Source organism: Paenibacillus sp. EKM206P, from assembly GCF_011066155.1.
Taxonomy (GTDB): domain Bacteria; phylum Bacillota; class Bacilli; order Paenibacillales; family Paenibacillaceae; genus Paenibacillus; species Paenibacillus polymyxa_D.
Window position 1 is genome coordinate 1 of record NZ_JAAMNQ010000004.1, and the last position, 25,567, is coordinate 25,567.

At 44.6% G+C, this 25,567-nt stretch carries 29 protein-coding genes and 1 pseudogene; 8 read left to right on the forward strand and 22 right to left on the reverse strand.

Annotation, left to right across the window (positions count from 1 at the left end; all coding sequences use genetic code 11):
• From G9G53_RS26425 to G9G53_RS09795, 4 genes and pseudogenes are all read right to left on the reverse strand, one after another.
• Positions 1 to 558: pseudogene (locus G9G53_RS26425) on the reverse strand (hypothetical protein); the annotation flags it as partial.
• Between the two features lie 513 nt (positions 559 to 1,071).
• Positions 1,072 to 1,425, reverse strand: a complete 354-nt coding sequence (locus tag G9G53_RS09785) for a hypothetical protein (RefSeq protein ID WP_029519178.1) — start codon at positions 1,423 to 1,425, stop codon at positions 1,072 to 1,074.
• Between the two features lie 516 nt (positions 1,426 to 1,941).
• Positions 1,942 to 3,018 (reverse strand): glycosyltransferase family 4 protein, encoded by a 1,077-nt coding sequence (locus G9G53_RS09790; RefSeq protein ID WP_165147204.1) that lies wholly within the window; start codon positions 3,016 to 3,018, stop codon positions 1,942 to 1,944.
• 1,000 nt (positions 3,019 to 4,018) lie between these two features.
• Positions 4,019 to 5,032, reverse strand: coding sequence for an LLM class flavin-dependent oxidoreductase (locus G9G53_RS09795; protein ID WP_029519174.1), 1,014 nt, complete (start codon positions 5,030 to 5,032; stop codon positions 4,019 to 4,021).
• Positions 5,033 to 5,276: 244 nt separating this feature from the next.
• Between G9G53_RS09795 and G9G53_RS09800 the strand changes: the two genes are divergently transcribed.
• From G9G53_RS09800 to G9G53_RS09820, 5 genes are all read left to right on the forward strand, one after another.
• Positions 5,277 to 5,753 (forward strand): Rrf2 family transcriptional regulator, encoded by a 477-nt coding sequence (locus tag G9G53_RS09800; protein WP_080658677.1) that lies wholly within the window; start codon positions 5,277 to 5,279, stop codon positions 5,751 to 5,753.
• 31 nt (positions 5,754 to 5,784) lie between these two features.
• Positions 5,785 to 6,666, forward strand: coding sequence for an Hsp33 family molecular chaperone HslO (gene hslO, locus G9G53_RS09805; protein WP_165147207.1), 882 nt, complete (start codon positions 5,785 to 5,787; stop codon positions 6,664 to 6,666).
• Positions 6,667 to 6,821: 155 nt separating this feature from the next.
• Entirely contained in the window at positions 6,822 to 7,655 is an 834-nt protein-coding gene (locus tag G9G53_RS09810) for a class I SAM-dependent methyltransferase (RefSeq protein WP_165147210.1), read from the forward strand.
• Between the two features lie 37 nt (positions 7,656 to 7,692).
• The gene (locus G9G53_RS09815) at positions 7,693 to 7,923 is read left to right on the forward strand and encodes a hypothetical protein (RefSeq protein ID WP_029519170.1); all 231 of its coding nucleotides are present in this window, start codon (positions 7,693 to 7,695) and stop codon (positions 7,921 to 7,923) included.
• 351 nt (positions 7,924 to 8,274) lie between these two features.
• Positions 8,275 to 9,144: an aminoglycoside 6-adenylyltransferase gene (locus tag G9G53_RS09820; RefSeq protein WP_165147213.1), complete on the forward strand. Its 870-nt coding sequence runs from the start codon at positions 8,275 to 8,277 to the stop codon at positions 9,142 to 9,144.
• Positions 9,145 to 9,205: 61 nt separating this feature from the next.
• On the opposite strand, the gene G9G53_RS09825 is transcribed toward G9G53_RS09820, so the two are convergent.
• The 12 genes from G9G53_RS09825 to G9G53_RS09880 form a co-directional block, all read right to left on the reverse strand.
• Positions 9,206 to 9,547 (reverse strand): cupin domain-containing protein, encoded by a 342-nt coding sequence (locus tag G9G53_RS09825; protein ID WP_069010190.1) that lies wholly within the window; start codon positions 9,545 to 9,547, stop codon positions 9,206 to 9,208.
• Positions 9,548 to 9,671: 124 nt separating this feature from the next.
• On the reverse strand, positions 9,672 to 10,007 hold the full coding sequence (locus G9G53_RS09830; protein WP_029519167.1) for a YolD-like family protein: 336 nt from the start codon (positions 10,005 to 10,007) through the stop codon (positions 9,672 to 9,674).
• A gap of 12 nt (positions 10,008 to 10,019) precedes the next feature.
• Entirely contained in the window at positions 10,020 to 10,214 is a 195-nt protein-coding gene (locus tag G9G53_RS09835) for a hypothetical protein (RefSeq protein ID WP_013310131.1), read from the reverse strand.
• Between the two features lie 104 nt (positions 10,215 to 10,318).
• Positions 10,319 to 10,807: a hypothetical protein gene (locus G9G53_RS09840; protein WP_029519166.1), complete on the reverse strand. Its 489-nt coding sequence runs from the start codon at positions 10,805 to 10,807 to the stop codon at positions 10,319 to 10,321.
• 85 nt (positions 10,808 to 10,892) lie between these two features.
• Positions 10,893 to 11,255, reverse strand: coding sequence for a response regulator (locus G9G53_RS09845; protein WP_029519165.1), 363 nt, complete (start codon positions 11,253 to 11,255; stop codon positions 10,893 to 10,895).
• 332 nt (positions 11,256 to 11,587) lie between these two features.
• The gene (locus G9G53_RS09850; RefSeq protein WP_029519164.1) at positions 11,588 to 12,577 is read right to left on the reverse strand and encodes a metal ABC transporter substrate-binding protein; all 990 of its coding nucleotides are present in this window, start codon (positions 12,575 to 12,577) and stop codon (positions 11,588 to 11,590) included.
• 54 nt (positions 12,578 to 12,631) lie between these two features.
• Positions 12,632 to 13,480, reverse strand: coding sequence for a metal ABC transporter permease (locus G9G53_RS09855; RefSeq protein ID WP_165147216.1), 849 nt, complete (start codon positions 13,478 to 13,480; stop codon positions 12,632 to 12,634).
• Complete coding sequence (locus G9G53_RS09860) at positions 13,426 to 14,133, reverse strand: metal ABC transporter ATP-binding protein (protein WP_039273487.1); 708 nt, start codon at positions 14,131 to 14,133, stop codon at positions 13,426 to 13,428. The genes G9G53_RS09855 and G9G53_RS09860 overlap by 55 nt, the downstream gene beginning before the upstream one ends.
• 217 nt (positions 14,134 to 14,350) lie before the next feature.
• Positions 14,351 to 15,373 (reverse strand): ABC transporter substrate-binding protein, encoded by a 1,023-nt coding sequence (locus G9G53_RS09865; protein WP_165147219.1) that lies wholly within the window; start codon positions 15,371 to 15,373, stop codon positions 14,351 to 14,353.
• 64 nt (positions 15,374 to 15,437) lie between these two features.
• A complete protein-coding gene (locus tag G9G53_RS09870; RefSeq protein ID WP_165147222.1) occupies positions 15,438 to 16,226 on the reverse strand; it encodes an ABC transporter ATP-binding protein in 789 nt (262 codons plus the stop codon).
• Positions 16,223 to 17,347, reverse strand: a complete 1,125-nt coding sequence (locus tag G9G53_RS09875) for a FecCD family ABC transporter permease (RefSeq protein WP_165147225.1) — start codon at positions 17,345 to 17,347, stop codon at positions 16,223 to 16,225. Before G9G53_RS09875 ends, G9G53_RS09870 begins: the two co-directional genes overlap by 4 nt.
• Positions 17,344 to 18,414 (reverse strand): CobW family GTP-binding protein, encoded by a 1,071-nt coding sequence (locus G9G53_RS09880; protein ID WP_029519158.1) that lies wholly within the window; start codon positions 18,412 to 18,414, stop codon positions 17,344 to 17,346. The genes G9G53_RS09875 and G9G53_RS09880 overlap by 4 nt, the downstream gene beginning before the upstream one ends.
• Positions 18,415 to 18,649: 235 nt before the next feature.
• Here G9G53_RS09880 and G9G53_RS09885 point away from each other — a divergent pair, with 235 nt between their 5' ends.
• The 3 genes from G9G53_RS09885 to G9G53_RS09895 are packed head-to-tail and all read left to right on the forward strand — an operon-like array spanning position 18,650 to position 21,765.
• A complete protein-coding gene (locus G9G53_RS09885) occupies positions 18,650 to 19,651 on the forward strand; it encodes a permease (protein WP_029519157.1) in 1,002 nt (333 codons plus the stop codon).
• Positions 19,652 to 19,659: 8 nt separating this feature from the next.
• The gene (locus G9G53_RS09890; RefSeq protein WP_029519156.1) at positions 19,660 to 20,637 is read left to right on the forward strand and encodes a TIGR03943 family putative permease subunit; all 978 of its coding nucleotides are present in this window, start codon (positions 19,660 to 19,662) and stop codon (positions 20,635 to 20,637) included.
• An 18-nt stretch (positions 20,638 to 20,655) separates the two neighbouring features.
• A complete protein-coding gene (locus tag G9G53_RS09895) occupies positions 20,656 to 21,765 on the forward strand; it encodes a CobW family GTP-binding protein (protein WP_165147228.1) in 1,110 nt (369 codons plus the stop codon).
• A 111-nt stretch (positions 21,766 to 21,876) separates the two neighbouring features.
• Here the strand turns inward: G9G53_RS09895 and G9G53_RS09900 are convergent, their stop codons facing one another.
• From G9G53_RS09900 to G9G53_RS09925, 6 genes are all read right to left on the reverse strand, one after another.
• Positions 21,877 to 22,122 (reverse strand): type B 50S ribosomal protein L31, encoded by a 246-nt coding sequence (locus G9G53_RS09900; RefSeq protein ID WP_013310118.1) that lies wholly within the window; start codon positions 22,120 to 22,122, stop codon positions 21,877 to 21,879.
• An 84-nt stretch (positions 22,123 to 22,206) separates the two neighbouring features.
• On the reverse strand, positions 22,207 to 22,428 hold the full coding sequence (locus G9G53_RS26430; protein ID WP_238437774.1) for a hypothetical protein: 222 nt from the start codon (positions 22,426 to 22,428) through the stop codon (positions 22,207 to 22,209).
• Positions 22,429 to 22,632: 204 nt separating this feature from the next.
• The gene (gene rpmG / locus G9G53_RS09910; RefSeq protein WP_013310116.1) at positions 22,633 to 22,782 is read right to left on the reverse strand and encodes a 50S ribosomal protein L33; all 150 of its coding nucleotides are present in this window, start codon (positions 22,780 to 22,782) and stop codon (positions 22,633 to 22,635) included.
• 68 nt (positions 22,783 to 22,850) lie between these two features.
• Positions 22,851 to 23,420, reverse strand: a complete 570-nt coding sequence (locus G9G53_RS09915; RefSeq protein WP_029519154.1) for a hypothetical protein — start codon at positions 23,418 to 23,420, stop codon at positions 22,851 to 22,853.
• 80 nt (positions 23,421 to 23,500) lie between these two features.
• Positions 23,501 to 24,883 carry an MFS transporter gene (locus tag G9G53_RS09920; RefSeq protein ID WP_069010194.1) on the reverse strand — a complete coding sequence of 461 codons (1,383 nt, stop codon included), beginning with the start codon at positions 24,881 to 24,883 and terminating at the stop codon, positions 23,501 to 23,503.
• A 93-nt stretch (positions 24,884 to 24,976) separates the two neighbouring features.
• Positions 24,977 to 25,444 carry a MarR family winged helix-turn-helix transcriptional regulator gene (locus tag G9G53_RS09925; RefSeq protein ID WP_165147231.1) on the reverse strand — a complete coding sequence of 156 codons (468 nt, stop codon included), beginning with the start codon at positions 25,442 to 25,444 and terminating at the stop codon, positions 24,977 to 24,979.
• Between the last annotated feature and the right edge of the window lie 123 nt (positions 25,445 to 25,567).

The following is a 25,567-nucleotide window of genomic DNA, read 5'->3' on the forward strand; positions in this document are numbered from 1 at the left end:
CCTGAGGTCCTTGGTCGCCTTGGACTCCTTGAGGTCCTTGATCACCTTGGGCTCCTTGAACTCCTTGAGGTCCTTGAGGTCCTTGATCGCCTTGGGCTCCTTGAACTCCTTGAGGTCCTTGGTCGCCTTGGACTCCTTGAACTCCCTGTGGTCCTTGGTCGCCTTGAACTCCTTGAGGTCCTTGGTCGCCTTGGGCTCCCTGAACTCCCTGTGGTCCTTGGTCACCTTGGTCGCCTTGAACACCCTGTGGTCCTTGGTCGCCTTGGACGCCTTGAGGTCCTTGATCACCTTGGGCTCCTTGAACTCCTTGAACTCCTTGAGGTCCTTGATCGCCTTGGGCTCCTTGAACTCCTTGAGGTCCTTGGTCACCTTGCACGCCTTGAACTCCTTGAGGTCCTTGGTCGCCTTGCACGCCTTGAACACCCTGAGGTCCTTGGTCGCCTTGGACTCCTTGAGGTCCTTGATCACCTTGGGCTCCTTGAACTCCTTGAGGTCCTTGATCGCCTTGGGCTCCCTGAACACCCTGAGGTCCTTGGTCGCCTTGGGCTCCCTGAACACCCTGAGGTCCTTGGACGCCTTGATCGGTTCCTAAAAGTTCATCAGATACTAACCGATGCGCAGGTACTAATTGCCCCAATGCATCTTTACCCCAAACAGAAATTTGAGTTTCATTCACTGCTGGTCCGCTTGTGGTAAACACGAATTCAAATGCGTCTAAATTTGCAAAGAAATTCCTAGTTATAACCGCATTTGGTCCCACTACAACTAGTTGTTGTACATATACTGTTCTACTGCCGTTTAAAATAAAACCCTCGATCAAAACAGTAGAAGAATTTACAGAATCTCGGTTATCTATTTTTACTGTGACCAGTTGGGTGGGTCTGACTCCTAGAACAGGATCGTTTGCAATGGGTCCAGTAGATAATACTGCCATTTAGATATTCCCTCCTTTCTAGTAAAAGCAAGCTTTTCTTGTAAACAATGAGGTCTTTCTCAAGATCATGTTCCCTCTATTTTATTTCTAAAACATGTGATATGATTGTGGCTTTACCTCTGTGCATTTGTTGAGTTTTAAGACTCTAACTGCTCATCCGCAACAATACGCTGAGCACCAATGATTGTACCACTCCCGTTTTTTCCCCAAACAGAAATATCAGTACTTTCTTCTGCCAAACCGCTTGTGGTAAAAACGAATTCATATGCGTCGAAGTTCGCTAGATAATTTCTCGTAACAACTGCATTGGGGGCTAAAGCTATTTGTTCTAGTACATGTAATGTTCGTAAACCATTTAAAATGAATCCCTGAATTAATATTGTTGAAGAATTGACTAAGTCACGGTTTACCATTTTAACAGTGACCTGTTGGATCGGCCTGACCCCACCAACAGGACTGTTCTCAATAGGACCAGTTGTTAATATTGCCATTAAGTTAACGCCTCCTTTACTGGTTATTAACAATAACTCCATGCAATCAAGTAAAATACTAGGACGAAAATAGAAAAGGAACCTGGAGTTCCCATGTATTATATTAATAATTTGTTAGATATGATTGTTTGTTTACCCATTAAAAAACAAGATATTATTTATTCTGTCATTCGGTCCGATCGAGCCTCAAACTACTCGTTGTTCTCAAGTTTTGGAAATCTCCTAATCTCTCTCAAGGAAAGGAAATGAAAGATTTGCCCCTTCCTATATCATTCCAAACCATAAAAAAAGCACCCTAAGAGAAAGGGGTGCCCTCATCCTTGTTACAAATACCACTTGCGTCATGCTACAACACTCTTACAGATTTGTTTTTTAAATCCTCAAATCGTTCCTGCTTTTGTTTCTCATTCCATAAATAATGAAACCCCCATCGATTTGCGGTATCCCCTTCTCGCAGCTCTTGCTTCAAAGCTGAAAACCGTGAGTTAATATAGTCAAAACCCAAATATTTATAAATTACTTAAATATGTTAGCAAGCTTTGATTTCACTATTTGACTAGCATTAAATTTACTTTTTATCTTATTAGAACCATTTTTTCCAACAATCAACGCTTCTTCAAAGTGATCCTGGATCCAAAACAACCTCTCAGAAATTGCGTACCCGTTAGGTTCAACTTCAAAATAATCCTTTCCTTCCTCAAGAATAAATCTATCATTTCGGGGGTTTGTCGTAACAAGTACACATCCTGTCGATATCGCATCAACGGCAGCCGTAGTTGGAAAACCATCTAAAGCAAATCGATCCGGAACACTGCAATTTAGAAATATATGAGTTCTTTCGTACACTGACTTTAACTCTTCAGGGGAAAGTAGGCCATAGAATGTATAATTCTTATTTTTCAATAGAAGTAATTGATCTTCCCAATCACCAATTAGATTAAGATGAAAATCATCCGTAAGTCGATTAAATGCATCTGCCATAATGGGGAAACCTTTTCTAATGGCATTAAAAGCACAGAATGTTAACTGTATAGGCACTTCAACTTTCTTCTGTTTGAATGTATATAAGTCGGTATTAATCACAACGGGATAATAAATACTTCCAACAATCGATTCCATAACTTCATTGATGTTTGTAAATACGGTCGAACAATGCTGTCCTGCAATGGAAAGAAACTCTTTTTTTGTCCATGGATCCAGTCCGCCACCAGGGTACAAGGTAGCATGAAGATTAATATTTCGGTCATCTAAGAATGGCTTAATATTTAGATTAGGATTTGCTCCTGGCAAATAACTTCCATCCGGAAGAAAGCCATGCCCAAGCAAACTAAGTGTTAAATTTAAGAAAACACAATATACATCTGTAACCCCCTCAGACACTGCAACTTTCATAAAATCAGAAAAAGGATAAACTTTAGAAGGAAAATAATCATCATTAGGTTCAGTTGCAAAGAACAAAGTATCAGGCCTTTGCTCGAATATATTAAAGTTCTCCCAATATCGAAAACCACTTAGCTTCCATGGAAACTTCGTATCAATTACTGCAAGACGTCGGTTAGTATGCGATTGAATTTGCTGACTAAATATTTCCATACTTTCACCCTTTCTTAAGTTGCTGCTCCCTAAAGCTGTACACCACAGGCGTTTCCCGTATACATATGTGGCTACAATGGCCGATGTTCTAGTACAGGATAGCTGAATCATTCCTACGGTTAGAAAAGCTTCTTAAATTTGTAAGGCTTCCGCTGGTTCGCAAGCAGGTGATCCTGTGGCAGGAACGGCGGGTTCGTCAGGCTGGGAGTGTTTGGACTTCCGGCTGCCACTCTCACCATTCATCATATAATTCTTTAGCTCAATTCATCCCACCAAACTTTTGAACAATAATTTTTTGTGATGAACAACGGCAGCGAATACACGAATTCCAAGCACCGTCATATCCGCTGATTAGGTTGAGGTTTGATCGGACCGATTGACTGAATAAATGTCTAAATTTTGTGGGTAAACAAACAATCATATCTAACAAATTATTAACTCAACTTTCGCACCTAGAAAATCAGCCTAACCCCTTGAGTGAGTAAGGAAAAATCGAATAAATTTTTCCGTATTGACAAAAAACACCTTACTTGTTTGGTATCATGGAAGTGTCAAATCAACCATGCCAACAAGAAAGGTGCGTAACTTTATGTTACAACAACATTCCATGTCTGAATAGACTCGCTTTTCCAACATTTTCGCAACCCTCCAAATGGAGAAATTCTTACAAATTGTGGGGATTTCTAAGTCTTTTAGCTTACCTAGTCCCGCAGTTTTCCAAATCGTCTTCTCACTGGTTTTTGAAGGGTGGCTTTATAACATCCCTGCAGGTAAAGCAGTATGCCTCCCATCAGAATGGAGCGGACACGTTCTGAGAGTTGTACGATCCCCATAACAAAGCCTTTTCACCCTACGGCAGCTATCTAATCAACAGCTACTGTCACGCGTGGAGCTGGACCCCAACCTATTTGATTCGTAAATATAAGCTTTAAAATATAATAAGGCCATGCCAGATCAGGTTATGAGAACCTTTTTCAGCACGGCCTTATGGTTTGACCAACTAATCGTCTGTTCGCATTACTTTGGCTAGCAGCTCATACGAGCGCAGGCGCGCTTGATGGTCATATACCTGAGAGGTTGTAATCAGCTCATTGGCTCTAGTCTGGTCTATAATCCAATCTATCTTTTGCTTGACGGTGTCAGGACTGCCAATGGCTGAATACCCCAGCATATTACCACGAACCGCCTCCTTTTCCTGCTCACTCCAGAGTTTCTCCATGTCATCAACTGGTGGCTTCAGTCCTCCGCTGTGCCCGCGCAGCACATTTAGAAACTGTTGTTCTTGTGATGTAAAGAGCCTTTTCGCTTCCTCATCAGAATCTGCAACAAGCACATTAACACCGACCATCACATAGGGCTTATCCAGTGCTTTAGATGGTCGAAAATTGCGATGATACAACTCTAAAGCCTGTAGCAAATGAGCCGGGGCAAAGTGGCTGGCGAACGCGAACGGCAACCCAAGCTGACCTGCCAGCTGTGCGCTGAATCCGCTTGATCCCAGTAACCAGATGGGAATGTCCAGCCCTTCTCCAGGAACCGCTCTTACTCCCGGAACTGCTCCGCTTAGCGCTGGATTCAGGTAAGAACGCAGCTCATTCAATTGCTCGGGGAAATCTTCCCCAGTACTATGAAGCCCTCGCCGCAGTGCCCTCATCGCGGGTTGATCCGTGCCTGGAGCACGGCCAAGTCCCAGATCAATTCGTCCCGGATAGAGCGACTCTAATGTTCCAAACTGCTCCGCAATCATGAGTGGAGCATGGTTCGCCAGCATAATACCGCCTGAACCGACCCGAATCTTGTTTGTATGTGCAGCTACATGCCCGATGATCACGGACGTAGCTGCACTAGCAACTGCCTGCATGTTATGATGCTCCGTTAGCCAGTACCGATGGTACCCCCATTGTTCTGCATGCTGGGCAAGATCCACCGTGTCGCGGAAGGAATCGGCAGGAGTGCCGCCTTCAATGACAGGTGCAAGATCTAATATAGATAGTGCAACGTTCCGCGTAGTCATTATATATAAACCCCCTGTCAATATATTATTATACGTATTTCCCTCAACGCCTTAATTCTTTGACCTATCAATTGATACGTCAATTATAATAATGTGTCCCGTTATGAATTGCAAATGATTTAAATTTTTAGTTTTTATCAAAAATCAGTTTACTTTTATGATAAGCTCATCTATTATGCAAATATGTGGATAATGGTTATCCACATTAGCCTGGTTATAAATATTGAGGTGATTGCTAGTGCATATGAAAACAGGTGTCGAACAATCTGTCTACGCTCTTCTTCTACTCACGATGCTGCCGGACAAAGCTGTTTTACCTGGGGAGGCCATTAGCCAGCAGTTAGGTGCTTCACCTACTTATTTTCATAAACTGTTACGAAAATTGGTTAGCTCCGATTTGATTACTTCTGTACCTGGTGTCAAGGGCGGGTTCAAATTAAAGAAAAAACCTGAGGATATACGGGTATTTGATATTTACCTAGCGATTGAGGGACAACAAACCCTTTATTCTTCCAGTGGTATATACAACGAAATGCTTGAATTAAAGAAAGACGATCAGTGTTGTTTACTGACAAATTTGATGGAAGAAGCGGAAGCCTCCTGGAAGGCCGTTCTGAAAAGGGAAACCATCGCGTCACTATCCGCTGACTTTTTTAAAGAAGGATATGATGCCAAAATTACTTCTTTGGAGAACTGGATTCAGGAAAAAATGGTCTTGTAAAGAACACTAATTATCAGAGAGGAACATGAACATGAACGATTACTTAGTAAAAGCTCTTGCCTACAATAATCAGGTACGGGCTTATGCCGTGAGAACAACGGAAACGGTAAGTGAAGCCCAACGGCGTCATTATACCTGGCCCACAGCATCGGCTGCATTGGGACGTTCTATGACGGTCGGCGTCATGCTGGGAGCCATGCTTAAAGATGAGGATAAACTGACGATCAGAATCAACGGTGGCGGGCCTATCGGCACTATTCTTGTCGATACCAACTCCAAAGGTGAAGTTAGGGGTTATGTAAAAAATCCACAAACCCATTATGAGCTTAATCAGATAGGGAAATTAGATGTCGCCAGAGCTGTAGGAACAGATGGAGCGCTCATTGTATCCAAAGATATCGGCTTAAAACACCCGTTTGTTGGACAAATCCCTCTCATATCGGGTGAGTTGGGCGAGGATTTCACATCTTATCTCGTCCAATCCGAACAAATCCCCTCTTCTGTAGGAGCGGGAGTTATTGTTAACCCGGATAACTCTATTCAGGCGGCTGGAGGTTTCATTATTCAGCTGATGCCAGATACGCAGGAGGAAGTTATCAGTTTTATCGAGAGACGCATTGAGAGCATTCCAAGCATCTCCGCAATGGTCATGGAAGGTCTTACGCCAGAGCAGATTCTGGGTCAGATTTTGGGAGAAAGCAACCTGAACATACTGGAAACCATGCCTGTACAATTTCATTGTCCCTGCTCAGAAGAGCGTGTTACCAATGCCATTATCAGCTTAGGGAATAAGGAAATAGAAGATATGATCCATACCGATGGACAAGCTGAAGCTCATTGCCACTTTTGTAATGCACACTACCATCTCACCAAAGAAGATCTCGAAGGGATGCTGGAAACAAACATCATTTAAATATGGGTTGTTCCCAAAAAGTAGGTCTAGCTACTGGGGAACAGCTTTTTCTTTCCCAATGCTTCCGACGATTTCTTTATCCTAAATACGGTAGACTTGTTCATGATGTAAGTGATAATGTTATATTATTCCAATCACCTGAGATGAGGTGCGCTATGCTTGAAAATGATACGCATGAAATTCTGGCTTATTATGATGGCGGTGCAGAAATAGGCAGGTTAGAGCGAGGCATAGGAAAAATAGAACTGGAAAGATCAAAAGAAATCATTTCACGTTATCTCAGCGAGTCTACTCATGTTATTTACGATATCGGCGGCGGTGTAGGGGTCTATTCTTCGTGGCTGGCGGAGCTGGGATACGAAGTTCATCTATTTGATCTATCTTCCCAAGCCATTGAATTCGCTCGTCAGCAGCAACTGAATAACCCCATCATCAGTAAGCTGGAAACCGCGGATGCCAGAAATCTTCATCGTAAAGATGAAAGCGCGGACATCGTGCTATTGATGGGACCTTTATATCATTTAACGGAACAGAAGGAACGAGTAAAAGCACTACAAGAAGCGGCGCGTGTCTTAAAGAAGGGCGGAACGCTGATTACTTCAGCTATTTCCAGGTTTGGCTCGCTACTGTGGGGACTATCGGTGTACGACGAGCGCAATACCATTGTGGAGGAAGATGAGTTCATGAATATGGTTAGACAGGAGCTGACAGATGGTCAGCATGTACGACCGGCGGCCTATCCCTCTTTTATCACACGGTCCTACTTTCATACATCGGATGCCTTGCGTGCAGACTGGCAGGCGGCTGGATTGCCGAAGCCTCGTGTACTGGGCGTGGAAGGACCCGGCTGGATTGCACCCGGATTTGAAAAGAAGTGGGCGATCCCTTCCCATCGTAGCCGTTTGCTGGATATAGCACAGCAGGTTGAAGAGCAGGAATCTGTGATCGGTATGAGCCCGCATATGCTTGCAGTCGGTATCAAGCCTTGAAGCTCATCAACTCTACAACTATGGAGAGATATAGCCTATGAGAAGACGTAATCGTTACATCGTTAAGTCTGCAATCATTCTGATCGCAGCTATAATCGGAATGGTTTATATCGTAAATCTGGATACCTCTTTTAGAAAAGTCGTTTTGGATCGCATGGATACAGCCAAGATTAATACTATTCTCATTAGTAAATCGCCAGACTATACAGACCAATTGGTAAAAGACAAAAATGAAATTCAAAGTACCTCAATGCTCTTGCTGAAATGAAATTAAGAAAATCCAGTGTATTAGATAAAGGTCTTAATTCTGTATACATGCTCAGTATTTTCGTAGATCGCGAAAATGAAAGGGACTTATTTGGAATCACCCCTATATGACCAAAACTATATAGAAATATATGATGAAACCAAAACGAAAAATAAAGTTACTTCAGGGCCTTGGCAGTACAGTTGAGTAGCTTCTGTGTATAGGCTATTGTAAGTACAGGAGACTTTTTCCAGATAAACTGAACTACAGGAGGTCGTTTTTCTTGATGATCATTGAACTGGTGGCCATTATTTCTACTGCTGTCTTATCTACGTTTTTTTCCTTTCGATACCGCTTGTGGAGACAACTATAGTGAGAAGTGAACAAGAGATGCTGCATACCATTCTCCAATTTTCTCAAGAGGACGAACGGGTGCGTGCCGTGATTATGAATGGTTCACGCGCTAATCCACATGCTCCACGAGACGTTTTTCAGGATTTTGATATCGTCTTTCTCGTATCTTCCATGGACAGCTTTATTCAGGAACGTCGCTGGATCAACCATTTTGGTGAATTGATCATTATGCAGACGCCCGATGAGCATATGGAACCTACTTCGACGCCCCATGATCGCTTTGTTTTTCTCATGTTATTTACGGACGGCAATCGCATAGATCTTACACTCTACCCTGCGAATAACATCGCCAATTGGACCCGAGACAGCTTAAGTGTACTGCTGCTGGATAAAGATGGACTGGTGGAGCCTTTCCTACCGCCAAGTCTTCAAGATTATAAGACGATACCTCCAACTGCCCAAGTCTATGCGAATTCCTGCAACGAGTTCTGGTGGGTCAGTACTTATGTAGCTAAAGGATTATGGCGACAGGAGCTGCCCTATGCCAAATTTATGCTAGATCGGCCTGTAAGGGATGCGCTTCACTTGATGCTGGAATGGCATATTGGTATACGAACAGACTTCACTGCAGATCCGGGTAAACAGGGAAAATATTTCGAGAACCATCTTGAGCCTGAACTTTGGACGCTCTACATCCAAACGTTTGCGGATGCAGATTATGAACATATGTGGCAGTCTCTTTTGATCATGGGAAATTTATTTAGAGAAGTTGCCTTGGAAGTAGCGAACCATTATGGTTACGAATATCCGACTCTGGACGATCAACGTGTTACGAACTATCTCCATCGCGTAAAAGCTCTCCCAGCAGATGCTAAGGACATTTATTGATAAAAAACCAGTCGGCACTTAATTTATATGTGCTAGGCTGGTTTTATTTTTATACTCTAAGTTATTCGGTCAGAACCCGGTCACCTCTGCTCGCAGGCTGAGAGATAACCAAAAATTCAACATCCTCATTCGTTTCATTAAACATTTGATGAGGTACCATAGGAGGAACCTCACACCCTTCCTGAGATCCTAATTGGATTTGTTCACCATCCACTTCAAGTACCGCTGTACCTGATAAAATAAAGAAAAATTGGCGTGCATGATGATGATAATGTCTGACCTCATGAGTATTTCCGGGCATCCGCTCATGAATAATACTCAAATCCTTATTTTTCACTAAGCGCCAACCATCACATTGATCTCCCCATATATAATGTTCAGCATTATTTTTACTTATTTTCATATTGAACTCCTCCTTTTTGCAATTACAGTTTTATTTTAAATATGAATTCATAGAGCTACAATCTTATTTTTAAAAAAACGGCGGGACAAATGTAAAAAGCACTCCAACTTAGTCAGACTGTTTTTTATATATCCGCCTCGATAATTTCCTCCAACTTAATCCAGCTAAAATCCTCTTCCCCACGGGACAGCTTCACTTCTCGCCGACTTGTATTAATCACCGTGACCAGTCCACGCAGCTCCTCATCATCAAATGGATTGAACACTTTTAGCGTAATAGGCTTACGTTCGTTATAGGATACGATGATGGCCTGTTCAATCTGCTGCATTTCCTGATCGTCCAGTGTCGGTTTGCCGCGCCTTCCTTGCTCCTTCATCAGTCTTAAATATGCCTCCCGATGCTCAGGCAAAATCATGCGCGAGCTTTCCCATATGCCATTTCCTTCAAGCTTTTTCCCCATCGTAAGCCCCTCCTATGCTGTTCTGGTTACCGGATGCCATGCCAATACATGATCTAATCGAAAAACACGTGGCTGGCCTGTCTGTAAACAGGTGGCTCGTATCAAGCCATTCTGCACACGATGCACCTCGATACGCCGATGAGACAGTTTGCCCTTCCGATCCAAATACACGATTTCCACGATCTGCCCCACGTATTTTTCCAACATGATCCTTCACTCCTTATCAGAACGTTTGTTTGTATTATATGCGAACATGCGTTTGATTATCAATGTAAAAAAATCCCCTGAGGGATTTGACTCTCTCAAGGGAATTAAAATTCATAAGTGGATAGCTTAATATCTTCTTTATTCAAATCTTTCAGAGGATGGACAGGGCCATTCCAATAAGTGAGAATATCAAGCGGCTCATTAGTACCATGTTCTTTTAAAGAAAGAGATAATTCAAGTAATAAATGGGGAAGTTGATAAGAGCTTGTTAAAAACTGATATTCCTCTGGGCTTTCACAGTCTTCTGCTCGATAGAACACAAAGTATCCCTCGGTATGATCCCCAATGAGTACAATATAGCGAGCAAGAAACATAATTTCGCCATTGGCAAAAGGAATGGAATATGTCGAAGCAGAGATCAAATCTGTCTCTAATCCCTCAATTCGAAGGGTGAGTTCATTGTTAAGAGCATCCATTCTTTCTCTTTGTTCGCTGACGAGTTGTTCATAATTTACAGGGACAAGCCCTCCTTTCTTGATCGTAGCGATCAGTTCGTCTATAAATACTTTTTGAGACAACACTCGATTGCTCATTCTATTCATCTCCATATTCGTGAAAATAAGCATGGAATTCCTGCTTCTACATGTTCAATAATTATGTATTAAAAATCTTGATTCATTAACTATCAAGCAATTTTGTGACTGCATTCACGACCCTTTCCATCTCAAATGGCTTAACAATAAAGTCTTTTGCACCTGCCTGAAATGCTTTTATAATCGCTTCCTGCTGCCCCAAAGCAGAACACATCAAAATGTTGGCTTGGGGATCAAGTTCTATGATCTTTTTAACAGCCTCAAGCCCGTCCATCTTAGGCATATTAATATCCATGGTGATTAAATCGGGACGAAAGTGTGCGTATTTCAAAACAGCATCATACCCGTTTTCTGCTTCCGCAATAACAGCGTGACCTAAATCCAAAAGAATATCTTTAAGTACAGAACGCATAAACAAAGAATCATCCACTACTATAACTGCTGCCAAATTAATCTCTCCAATCCGTTGTCAAATGATATGCACGCCCAAACTTCAATATCGGTGAAAAAACTGGTAAAATTAATAGAAAGAATCTGTAAAAATAAAAACGCTACCAATGAATTATAAAAGAAATTTGAAACTAGCTACTACAGAATTAGTTTTCAAAAAAACGTTTCACAATGACGTAAATCATTTCTGAAAAGCAAATTACAAAGGACTATATATCTACTGTATCTTGAGCACTAGCCATAAAAGCACAATCTTCTTGGATAGTTATAAAAAAACTGACGTCGGTATCATTCCGACGTCAGTTTATAAACTTATTCGTTTAGCATTTCTTATTCATTCAGAGCTTTTTTCAAAGCCTCCAGATTGTTTTTCATCACACCAAGGTAATCCAGGTTCTTCTGTTTGTCTTCATCCGTCAATCCTTCGAGCGGATTCAGTACATCGGTTTTTGAACCGATTTCAGTAGCTACGGTCTCAGCGACCTTCGGATCAACAAGAGTTTCGAAGAAAATCGTTTTAACATTATTTTCTTTAGCGAATTTGATAATACCCGCCAGCTTGTCCGGTGTAGGCTCTTGCTCTGGAGATAATCCGGCAATGGGTACTTGGGTCAGACCATATTGCTTAGCTAAATAACCAAAAGCAGCATGCTGCGTAATAAAGTCTTTACGTTTTACATCTTTCAGACCTGTTTTGAACTCGGTATCCAGCTCTTTCAGCTTGGCGATATAAGCATCAGCGTTTTTCTCATAATCAGCTTTGTTTGCTGGATCGGCTGCTACAAGCCCTGCTTCAATGGACTCCACTTCTTTTTGGGCCAAGACTGGATTAAGCCATACATGAGGGTCCATCACATGATCGTGATCATGGCCTTCCTCTGCATGTGCTTCTTCTCCTTCTTCCTCCTCAGCGGTGCCTTCCATCAGGTTTAACCCTTTGCTCGCTTCAACTACAACACGCTTATCGTTGGACGCGCTACTCAAAGCCTGTTCTGCCCAGCCTTCGACGATACCGTTATAAACAAACACGTCAGCATCCTTTACCTGTGCCATATCTTTGGCGCTCGGTTCCCAGTCATGCGGCTCGGCACCAGCTGGAATCAACGCGGTTACGTTAGCATGGTCTCCAGCAACTTGCTTGGTAAATTCATACATTGGATAAAAAGTGGTGACCACATTCAGCTTGTCTGCTGTTTGTGCCGCATTCGGCTCGGTTTGGGAAGCGTTTGTAGCTGTATTATCAGATTTGGCTCCGCAGCCAGACAAAATAAGTGCTAGTCCCGCAGACAATACAAATGATTTTTTGAACCATGTATTCATATTCATTACTCCTTTATCCATTAGATTTTTTAGTTATTCTCACTGTAATTACACTCACTGACCTGCCGCATTCTGCCGTCGCGAAGCCTGTTGCTTGCCCAGCTTGCGGACCAGCTTTTGTATACCAGCTCCTACAATCAGGAATAATAACAGCACCATGGCAATTGTCCCCCCTGGGGGTGTACTAAGTTCATACGATGCCGTTAAACCCATAAATACGCCGATCAATGCAGTGACCATAGATATCCAGATGGCTGCCACGAAGCTCGGTGCAATTCGAATCGCCAGCGCTGCAGGGAGCACGATGAGTGAGGAGACAAGCAGCACACCGACAATCGGCATTGCAGCAGCTACAATCATCCCTGTTAAAATACTAAATGCAAATGAGATGGACTTGACAGGAAGACCGTTGGTCTTCGCCGTTTCTTCATCAAAAGTAATCTGATACAAAGGGCGCCGAAACACGAAAAAGAAAATACCTCCGATGACAGCCACAACGATCATCAACATCAGCTCTGTCTGATTGACAGCTACTACCGAACCAAATAAATAAGCGGAAAATCCTTTGTTGATGCTCTGATTCAGATTCATTAAAATAACGGCCGTCGAGAGGCCACCTACCATAATAATAGCCACAGATATCTCACTATATGTTTTATAAGACCTGCGGACGTACTCAACGATAATCGCGCCGATTACGGCAACAATAAATCCGGTTATCGTCGGGTTAATACCTAAATAGGCACCTGCTGCCACCCCTGCCAGCGATACATGTGATAGCATGTCCGCCATGAGAGCCTGACGCCGTAGCATCAGGTATACTCCAAGCACCGAGGCCAGCAGTGCAATTACCCCACCGGCACAAAATGCCCGCTGCATGAAGTCGTAGTGCAGCATTTCCATCCGCCATCTTCCTTCCTCTCAAGCTCAATAATTCGATCCAGATAATGTTGCACTTCCGATAGTCCATGGGTCACCATGACCACGGTTCTTCCATATTCCTTAACCTGTTGATTCATCAGATCGTAGAAGTGGTAGCGGCTTTCCTGATCCATTCCGGTCGTAGGCTCATCCAAAATGAGCAAATCCGATTCCTGAGCGAGCGCTCTTGCCACACAAATACGCTGCTTCTGTCCACCGGACAATTCGCCGATTTTACGGTGACGCAAATCCCACATGCCTACCTGACGTAGCGCCTGCTCCGTCAGATCATGATCCTCAGACCGCATACGGCGTAACCAAGAGCCATGAGTATATCTTCCTGAACGGACAAATTCCAAAATCGTACTTGGAAATCCGCCATTGAAGGCGGCAATTTGTTGGGATACAAATCCAACAACGAGCTTTTTGCCTTCACCTGTACGATTAGACATGAATACCTTGCCCTTCCAAGGCTGAAGCAAGCCGAGCAACAGTTTGAGCATGGTTGACTTGGAAGCACCATTCGGTCCGGTAATGGCTACAAATTCTCCCGAAAAAATTTCAACATTGGCATCCACCAAGTTAGGAACATCTCCGTAGCCAAATGTGACCTGTTCCAATGAGGCCAATAACATGACGCAAATCTCCTTTTCCTTTAAAAAGCCTGGAGCCATCTGAGCTATCATCCTTTGCGCAGATTCTCCAGGTCGTTTATGATCATTAAACCATCTATCGTAATTATTACGATTTGGTAATAAAAAAATAGGCGTTTGATAAACGTAACCTTTACGCATTAGCAAGTTTAACAGTTTAGGCAAGGTTCGTCAATGTTTTGGCAACTCTTTTGTTTGTTTACTTCACTTTGTCCGGGTACAAGCCTGCAGCCAAGGTTTTCAACGCGATCGGAGCGCGCACGCCTTCAGCCGCTGCGGATAATGGCAGGACTATAAACCGTTTGTTTTTGATCGCTTCCACACCAGCCAGCGCAGGCTTGTTCAGAAGCAGTTTCTCTTTATCCGCCAGTGAAGTATCTCCATAGTCGAGAATGACAATGACGTCAGGATTACGGTTCACAACCTCTTCCCAGCTTACCTCAGTAAAACTTTTGTCGATATCATCAAAAATATTTTTCGCCTTCACACTTTCAATCAAAGACGTTAGATAATTGTTGGCAACCGTAAAGGGCTTGTCTTCTCCGCTGTCATAAACAAACACCTTGGGTGCCTGTTCAACAACACCAATTTGAGTCTGAATGGACTGCACTTGTTCACGCATTTCATTTACCAGCTTTTCTGCACGCTCCTCAACCCTAAAAATACGCCCAATATTTAGTATATCCTGATATACATCTTCTAATGTGGGGCCCGACTTATTTGAGGACTCCTGTATATAGGTCAGCACCCCTTGTTTGGCTAGCTCCTCACGGGAACCCAGATTTTTATCATTAAAGGCACTCTTCCAGCCCGCATAGGCAAAATCCGGTGCAGCGGCCATAAACACCTCTTTGGACGGATATTGTTCGGCCAGTACCGGGATTTTGTCATATTGAGCCTTATATTTTGGCAAAATCTGATCATCCAAATACGCAGTTCCTACCATAGAGGATTCCAGTCCAAGAGCCAGCATAACCTCAGTCGCGTGCTGGTTCAGTGTAACCGCGCGTTTAGGCGCCTCGGGAAATGCCATTTTAACGCCCATGTTCTCAAGCTCTACCGACGTCTCCTTGGTTGCTGATTGGGATGCGGCAGGTTGCTGCCCGTTTGCGGATGGATCGCTTGTTTGGGCCGTGTTTCCTGCTGCACAGGCTGATAACAACAGCATCATTGCCAAAGCGAGCATAACCAGCGGTAACGCGGGCCTGCTATATCTTTTCATATGTACCGTCTCCTCTTTTATTTGTAGTTAATCTTACCTCATCGTATCGCCTTTTCTGTTAACATTATGGATGGCCTCCTCTCCTGAGAGAATCCGGTAAGAAGGTAATATTCGGCTTTCCGGTTTTTGGATGAATGCAGATTTCTGTCTCGACCCCGAATACACTCCACAGCAGGTCTGGCTGAAGCACATCCTCTGTTATGCCGGAGGCTACCACTTTGCCTTCTTTTAATACATACATTCGATCACAATAAAATGCCGCTAAATTCAAATCATGCAGTGCAGCTAGCGTAGTTATCCGAAGTGTTTTGACCAAATCCAGAATTTGCAGCTGATACCGGATGTCCAGATGATTCGTCGGCTCATCCAAAACAAGAAATTTCGCCTGCCCGGCCAAAGCTCTGGCGATCAATACCCGTTGCTTTTCGCCGCCAGACAAGGTGGCAAAGCCCTGATCTGCCTGAGCATTCATGCCTACCCGCTCCAGCGCCTGCTCGACCAGTTCATGATCGACGACAGTATCTGCTTCCAACAGTTTCTTATGCGGATGGCGACCCATCAGGACGATGTCTCGTACTGAGAAATCAAACGTTTGCGGCGAATCCTGACTCACCACTGCCATTTGTCGGGCCGTCTCTTTATACTTCATCCGCAGCATATCCTGGCCATCCAACGTAACTACACCACTGTCAGGCTTTAGCACACGATACATATTTTTGAGCAACGTTGATTTCCCGCTGCCATTCGGACCGATCAATCCGACTAGCTCCCCTGCTTTTACCTGGAGACAGATGCCGTCGATCAGCCGTTTGTCGTGAATACTGAAGGTCACGCATTCGACTTCTATATTCATTTTTCGCCTCCAAACGAGTAGGAACTACGACGCAGCAACCACACAAAAAAAGGTCCTCCGCACACAGCCGTCACAATACCAATCGGTAGCTCCTGTGGAGCCAGCACAAGCCGGGCACATACATCAGCCCACACGACAAAAATAGCTCCCGCCAACAGGCTGACGGGCAGTACACGCCGATGATCTGATCCCACTACCAGCCTAACGATGTGCGGAATCATTAGTCCGACAAAGCCAATCGAGCCACTAACGGATACGACTGCCCCGGTTAAAAGAGACGCCACCACAACCAGTAATACGCGGAACGCCTGTACGTTCACACCAAGCGTTACTGCGGTCTCTTCACCCGTTAGCAAAGCATTCAGCGACCGGTATCGGGTCAGAAGCACAGCCGTTCCAACGACTACAATAAGGCTTGGAATGAAAAGCGTGTCCCATTGAGCACCTGCCAGACTTCCCATCATCCAATACATCGCGTCACGAATGCCTTTTTCATTCGGGGCCGTCGTCACGATAAAGCTAGTCACAGCCGACAGCATCATAGACACCGCCACCCCTGCCAGCAATAAGCGGGTCGTCGATATGCTCCCAGCTACACGGGCTAACGCGAACACCATAAGCATTGCAGCTAACGATCCTATAAAAGCAGATAAAGGCAGCGCAAGTCGTCCTAAAAACCCGAAAGCTCCGAACACAATTACCAATGTGGCTGTCACCGAAGCCCCAGACGAGACACCTAAAATATAGGGATCCGCTAACGAATTACGAATTAATGCCTGTATAGTCGCCCCTGTAACAGCTAGTCCTGCTCCTACGATGACACCTAACAACACGCGTGGAAAGCGGATTTCCCAAACGATATATTGCTCAGGCTTGGTCCATGTCACGGGTATCCACTGGTCCAGCCAGGGAAGATGGGACAGTGCAATTCGCCATATCGTCCCCGGTGCGACAGCTACAGGGCCCAGCATGACCGCGAGTGTGACCGAAAGCAACAGCCCAGCAGTCAGCAGCAGAATTGTTGTAAATCCCCAAGTAGGCTTGCCCGCTAGGTGTGCACGAGAATGATGTTGTGATGGATTAGGTCTTGATGGATTAAGGTGACTCGTTCTCGAAGTCATGAATTACTCAATGGCTTTTCGGCCGCTTCCAGCTTTCTCAATTGTTCCTCGATCTCGGAAGCAGAGAAATTCTCACCCATGACAACCGCTACATCGTTCACTGGCTTTTGCGGGCGGATCGGAATGATTTCCAGCTCCCGATAGGCAAATTGAAACATCATCTGACCCTCTGATTCCAGAAACCGCACAATTCCTTTGGCCCGATAAATTTCAGCTGGCAAACTGCGGAACAACTGTTCAAACTCGTAGCGTGGCACAGGTTGTCCAAAAAAATGCGTGTGAACAACTACATGGTCGTAGGAATGATAATGCTCCCCATGTTCGTGTTCGTGGTCATGGTCATGAGACTGATGATCTGTATGGTCATCATGGTCATACGTGTGCAGATGATTTTCCAAATGAGGATGTTCACTCTCAATATCAACTGCGGATTCCTTATGTCGCGAAACATCCATACGCTCCTCTCCTTGAGTGGAGAAAAAAATTCCAGCGTCCACGTCACTTCGTTGCGTGCTCACAGTCAAAACATATGGATTTAACTCTTTTACGAGGGCCTGTACTTTCTGTAACTCGCCCGCAGCCAATAAATCGGTCTTGTTAATAATCAGTTTGGAAGCGCATCGAAGCTGATCCTGCATCAAACGAAGCGATTTGCTTCTCTCGTTCCCCGAGGCAAAATCCAAAAATTGACGCGCGTCTATGACCGTGATAACGGATTGTAATATCATAGTAGAATAAATTGAGGCGTCTGTCACTGCATCTACAATCTCCATCGGGTTAGCCACTCCGGTACATTCTACAATAATCACGTCCGGCTTATATTCCTCAGCAAGATTCATGAGCTCGACGCCCAAGTCCCCGCGAATGGTACAGCATATACAGCCACTGAGCATTTCCTTCATGGGTGCTTGTCCATTCACCAAACTACCGTCCAGATTAACATCACCCAACTCATTCATCAAAATGGCTGGCTTGAGACCCTTTTCCTTGTAGTAAGCCAGCGCATGCTGAAGAAGAGTGGTTTTACCGCTACCCAAAAAACCGGATAAAACAACAATCGGTATCATATAACCCCTCCTTGTCTTTGCAACATTTAATATGGATCGTACCTTAAAAATTTCCTTCTTGCAATCATTTATCGGATTTTAATCGTAATAATTACTATTAATGAGTATAAATATATATGAGCATGCTCAGATTTGTCAATATAGGGAGGTGATTCACACACAATCCGGCGGGCATGATTGTCCCCTTACAGGCATAGGCTGTAGATAAGAACCCTTATTCCCAAGGAGACGTGGAATGAAAAACAGTACGCTGTTGAAGATGCTGCCTTTTATGATTCCGTTTGCCTTTCTCATCCCTGTGCTTGTCACGCTATCTCCCCAGTGGCTTCGTTTGTTAGATGTGGGGCAGCTGCAGCCATTAAAAACGGTATTTATGGGTATTTTTCTGGAAGCTGTTCCGTTTCTCCTTATCGGTGTGCTCGTCTCATCCCTTTTGCAGTGGCTTGTACCGGAGACATGGATTCGCAAAATAGCGCCTGCACATCCTGTACCGGGTGTCCTGCTGGCCTCCTTACTAGGTATACTGTTTCCCATCTGTGAATGCGGCATGATCCCTGTCGTTCGCCAATTAATGCTCAAGGGAATGCCTGCCTATATGGGTATCACTTTTATTTTAAGCGGGCCCATTATCAATCCCGTGGTACTGGCTGCGACGATGATGGCTTTCCCTTCCCATCCCGAGGTCACTGCCGTTCGAACGGGTTTGGCTTTTACCGTTTCCGCGATCATCGGACTGATCGTGTATGCCTTTGTGCGAGTACATCCGCTCAAACGGTCGTTACTCTCTTTTAACCAGCAAAAGCAGAACAATCAGACTCATCGGCATAATCGCACATGGCGGGGATTTTTTGTACATGCTGGGGACGAGTTTTTGGACATGAGTAAATATCTCATTATCGGCGCATTATTGACAGCCTGCATCCAAACCTTCATCCCACGTAATGAGATGCTTTCGTTAAGTGAAGGAACGGTCGGATCGTACGCCTTTATGATGGGTTTTGCCTACATACTGTCGCTGTGTTCCACCTCTGATGCCTTTGTAGCCACTGCTTTTTCACATACCTTTACACTGGGTCCACTGGCGGCCTTTCTTGTACTTGGTCCGATGCTAGATTTCAAAGGCACGCTCATGCTACTAAGCACCTTCCGCACCAAATTTGTCGCCATCCTGGCCTTGCTCATTGTTTCACTTGTTCTAGTGGGTTCTATAGCTGCTGAATGGTTATTGGGGAGGTGAATACAAACGTGAATTCAACCTTTAGCATCCGCTGGCAATATGGCATTCGCTCCTTGCTCATGATCGGATTGGCTGTATACATCATCTCATTAAGCCGCACGAATGCACTTCATTACTACCTAGCTCCCCATATGCAAAAGCTACTCCTACTCTGTCCTGTACCCCTCTTGTTCATCGCATTGGCGATGGCATGGCACGGAATCGTTGGGGGGCGGGACGGTGAGGATGTATGTGATTGTGAGCACCCGTTGCCGCAAAGCTGGTTCAAAAAAACACTCGTATATGGAATGCTGCTCATTCCGCTCCTATTCGGTTCTTTGCTGCCCAATCAGGCACTTGGTAGTGATATGGCCGCCAAAAAAGGCATGTCCTTCACGTATCCCAACCCGGACATCCGACGGAAAACAGATACACAGACCACGAAAGCATCCACCTCCTCCCTTTTATCAACTGCATCTTCTGTCCCCACTTCGCCCCCTCCAGAGGGGAAATGGAGTCAGGAAACGCTGGATAAGCTGTTCGTTCCGCCTGATAAGTACAATGTGGAATTCGCCGAACTGGCGAAACGCCTGTATCAGCAACCTATCATACAGATCAAGCCAGAGATTTTTTCCGAAACTATTGGAGCCATTGAATTATATAAACAAGCTTTTGAAGGAAAAAAAGTACAGGTGACTGGCTTTGTGTATAAAGACGACAATCTGCCGGGTAAAGGGCTTTTTGCAGTAGGAAGATTCCTCGTCATGTGCTGTACTGCCGATGCCATGCCCTTCGGGATCATCGTCCAATCCCAGAAAGCCCCGTCCTTTGACAAGGATACCTGGGTGACCATTGAAGGAACACTGCATACCGCACAAAAGGGAAACGCTCCCGTACTTGAAATTCGATCCGAAAAAATAACCGCTGTCGAGCAGCCAGAATCCCCTTATGTCTATACCCAAGCAGACTCGGTAGCTACCTTTGATCGCTTGAACACAACACACTAACCCCGCCAAGGAGGAAAAATGATGAACAAAGTTCCTGTTATTTTAATCAGTGGTTTTCTTGGAAGCGGCAAAACAACACTGCTTTTGCGCCTGTTAGCCCATACCCGCCAAATTCCCCTTCGTGCTGTTGTTTTAATGAACGAAATGGGTGAATATAATGTAGACAGCGCTATAATTTCAGAGGAAATGCCTGACGTAACAGTAGAAGGATTGCTAGAAGGCTGCATTTGTTGCAGCAAAAGAAATGAACTGGCAGGGGCTTTGCATACCCTGCTCAGCCAGGAGCCAGATCTGATCTTCATGGAGACCACCGGGGTAGCCAACCCCGAACAAGTACTGGAGGAGCTTCGCTCCCCTCTACTGGCAGATCAGCTTTATCTGGTTCACAGCATCAGTGTTGTGGATGCTGAGCTGTTCCATGAATACAATAGCCGTTTTACGGCTGATAAAGAACTGGTTCGCACCCTGCACGGACAACTGCGCACCGCAAACTTCATTGTGGTGAACAAGACGGATGCAGCAAGCAGCCGTGAAGTGACGAGGGTCGTCAAAAGCATCCGCAAGCTCAACGATACGGCCAAGCTGCAAACTACTGAATATAGCCGGGTTGACCTTGAACCACTGCTAGAGCCTGTTCTGGCCTCCACATCCGTTGCCGCGAAACCTGTACAGACACCTCAACCAGCACCTGCACAGGTCCAGCCCACTGATGCAGATGCACTGTCTGTCCCCATTCCCGTCAAAAGTTCCGGACGACCCAGTATTACCTCTATAAGTACGCCGTTCAAAGTTATTTCTGCACACAGTCATAGCCACAGCCACGATCCCAACCAGACCCACTCGTTTTCCCATTTGGAGAGCTTAACGCTGCATCAATATTCTCCTCAGCCACTCGAAAAACAACGATTGGAGCGCTTTCTGACAGGGCTAGGCTCCTCTCTGCTTCGAGCGAAAGGTTATTGCGTGCTTCCTCAGGAAGGGACAATGCTTTTGCAATTTTCAGGAAATCACTTGGAGTGGCAGCCTACTGCACTTCCCGTGAGTCAGGGATATGTCACGCTCATTGGGGAGCAGCTCGACAAAGCATCCATTACCGACCAATGGGAACAGTGCTTCATTTCGCTATAAATAACAGGTCTAAATTAAGACAAAAAAACCTCCTGCAGATGCAGGAGGTTTTTTAAAAAGCGATGTTCACGGATTATAAGCATAATCCATGAACACAACGCTCGACTGTTCTTACTTAAGGTTATATTTTTTGTTAAAGCGATCCACACGGCCACCGATATCCACGTTTCTTTGTTTACCAGTGAAGAACGGGTGGGAAGCGGAGCTAGTATCTACACGGATAACTGGGTATGTGTTACCATCTTCCCATTCCATCGTTTCTTGCGAATATTTAGTGGAAGCACTCAGGAAAGTAAATCCACAGCTAGGGTCCAAAAAGATAACTTTGTTCAATGTTGGATGAATATCTTTTTTCATTAGTTTCACCTAATCTTTCATGTAGTTTTAGTTTCAACCTCAAACGTACTGGCGCAATACTCCATCAGTTGGCAAAAGGAACGGTTATGTCCCAGAAAAAAAGACGACAGACCTTAACGGTTGGCGCTCAAGCTCGTAAACGACAAGCAAACGATGCCGCATATATCGCATCGCCCATTGCACGAACGCTCCGGATCTTTCGTCAGCCTTCATCGTTATATAAGCATATAGTGAATGGTCCTCCGGCTCGTCCCAAATGCTGACACCAGCACAGGAGAAGTCGGTAGCCACGTGCTTTCGATTCAAAAGGCAAAGCGTGCCATGTAGCTTAGCATCTATCATACAGCCGTGAAAAAAAGCCGTTCTCTTAGATGCAAGCTTTAACTTTAGACGCTCTGTCCACTGGACTAATTCAAGTTTTCGCCGGTTCCATAACGCAGGCTTTTGCAAACTTAACAGGCTTCGCTCAGGAAGCAGGATAATTCAGGTTGCTATACAGCAGGCCTCAAATTATCTAGTTTCACGATGGATCGTGTACTTTTTCAGACGCGGAGAGTATTTTTTCATTTCAAGACGGTCCGGATGATTTCTTTTGTTCTTAGTTGTTGTATAGTTGCGGTCACCGGATTCGGTGCATGCCAAGGTAACAATTACGCGCATTTCTCTTCCTCCTTAATTGGAATACATGGTATACAATTACAATAGTAATTTTTACGATTAGTTTTATTCTATAATTCATGCTCCGCTTTGTCAACCTTAGAGTCACGGTTTATCGCTTCTTCTACCGTGTTCCAGCGATTACGGTACTGTGCAAGCTTCGGATGAAGTTGTAGTGGTTCGCTCGAAAGCACCAATCTGACATTTCTAATCCATTCTCCAAACGATGCATAGGAAGCGCACAAATTTGCCATTTCAGGACTCATGTACAAAAAAAGTGGGGTCGTATACTTTTCCGCCAAAAAACGAATAGCTGCTTCAATCGGCGTATACTTTTTACGCTTACCTTCCCAGCTCTCAATGACAACAGCACTCAAAGCCTGCTCCCGCTGCCACTCTCCCAGCTCGTCCACCCGCTTGTAATACGAACGTACCGGCTGCTTCCACATTCTTCTGACGGTTTCTTCATGCAGCGGATACAGCACCAGCTTTGTAAAAGATAATGCAGCCCCCGTTTCGGCAAAAAGCTCCAGCTCTCTGGCTGTAATCTGCTCGAACGTATCATAGTAGACCATGGTCCCTTTATGCGTCTCGATCGGAGGCTCATAACCATAGGGTACATATTGAAGGTTTCTTGTCATGCCGGACACTCCGTCCTTCCATAGATGAACTTTTCCTTCTATATTATACCCTTGTTTTGGCATGAGGTTACATCAAATGTTTATCCTTGTTCAACAGCAGGCGTATTACCGCGTGGACCCCTTCGGAATTGCAACGCATAAAGTCCCATCGTCACAAGCGCAATCAGTGCAAGCACCGTAAAAATATTGCTAAAGTTGAACACCTGCACATTAGATACGACAGGATTCAGATGAAAGGACGACGAACTATCTAGCGTTTTGCCCAAGATACTTGTCGTAATCGCTCCGGCAATGAAATTCAGCAGAGATAGCAGCCCCATTCCAACACCAATCTGGTCTTTCGACAAGGTACGAGAAATCGTGTTGGACATGGCAATTTGCATGAAGGTCTGACCTACGTTTCCGAAAATAAGCAAAAACAAAATCAGATACGGAGACGCACCCACAAACGTAGACAAGCTGATAAAACAAATAAACAAAAGCGATACAGCTGTATAGACGAGAAACGAATTTCCTTTGCTATCCGCCAAACGCCCCCCTCTTTTACCCAATAGAGCCGAAGCAATAGCAGCCGGAAACATAACCAGTCCAATTATTGCGGGCGTAAGCTGATTGAGACTGTTCAGAAACTGCGGTGCCAAGTACGGCAATCCAAAGCTAATCCCCGTCCCTAAAAAAGCGATAAGGAGCCCGTATGAATATTGTTTGTTACGGAACAGCTTCGGCTGGATGAATGGGTCATGTGCAGTGTTAATGCGCCATATAAACAGTGCAAACAGCACCATACCGACCAGAAAAAACATCATATTGGTTTGCGAAATCGAAAGTAATAAGAAGGCTACTGTTCCACCCAGCAATAATCCACCAAGAAAATCGAACTTCTGATCCTCTCCACGCTGATCGTCCAAATATTTACGAAAGAACGGCAATGCGATCAGTGGCAGCATGGAAATGACGAACAAAAAACGCCAGCTTGCAAAGCCTGTGATCAAACCGGAAATAATCGGAGCCAGTGCAGTACCTAACGCCAAGCCGATTGCTGTGACGCCCAAAGCACGTCCTCTTTTTTCAGCCGAGAAATAACGGACTGGGACGATCATAGCAGTGGCCGGAATAACAGCAGCCCCTGCAGCCTGAAGCAAACGAGCTACAATGAGCATCCAAAATTGATTGGCCAACAGTCCAATAAGCGAACCCAGTGCAAAAAAGATAATCCCAAACGTCAGCAAATCCTTAAGACGATATTTATCTGCCAATTTGCCGTAGGTCACCGAGCCAACCGCATACACGATCATATAGCCAGTCAGCAACCAACTTACATCGGAAGCACTAATATGAAACTCCTCTCGAATCACAGGCATAACGACATTAAACATAAAAGCGTTCATCACTGAAAAAACAAGTGTGAAAGCTAGCACACGCATAAGCTTATCCGCATTCGGATAAGTTTGTTCATTTATCATTTGGTTGTCTCCCTCTCCTGTAAACCTCTTATCTAAGATCGTAATTCACTGCTTTTGAATACCCCTATCCGGGTAAAATCTCTATATATTCGCTCATGCACGGACGACCGCAGGGTGGTAGTCGCGGAGAATTTTTTTAAGCAGACTACGCAGCGTCTCCGATTCTCCGACAGATAATGTTTGACCTACCGAGCTTTTAATTGCCTCAATAGTACGTTCAGCTACCTTGTGAATCTTCAAGCCTTCCTCAGTCAAATAGATTTGCTTCATGCGTGCATCTTCCGGGTGACTTTTGCGTACTGCCCAGTTTTTCTTAACGATCCCGTTAACCAGGCTAGTAACGCTTGATTTATCAATAAGCAATAGCTTTTCCAAATCCGTATTGGTGACTCCAGGCGACATCGCCAGTATATAGAGCGTCTGCGATTGTGGGGAGGTGAGCCCCAAAGGGCGCAGTGCTATTTCAATTTCGCGCCGGACGGTAGTGAAAATCCATTTAATTAAATACATCGTGCTCTCTTCCTCCCAAGGAAGACAAACGGGATACACCTCGCTTCCCATCTCACTACGAACCTCCATATCTATCTATTTTTAATAGTTTGAATTCCAACTAATTTTAATCAGCTGTCTACTTAGTGTCAATACTTTCGTAACATGATGCTTTATTAGATAGGGTTAATTTTG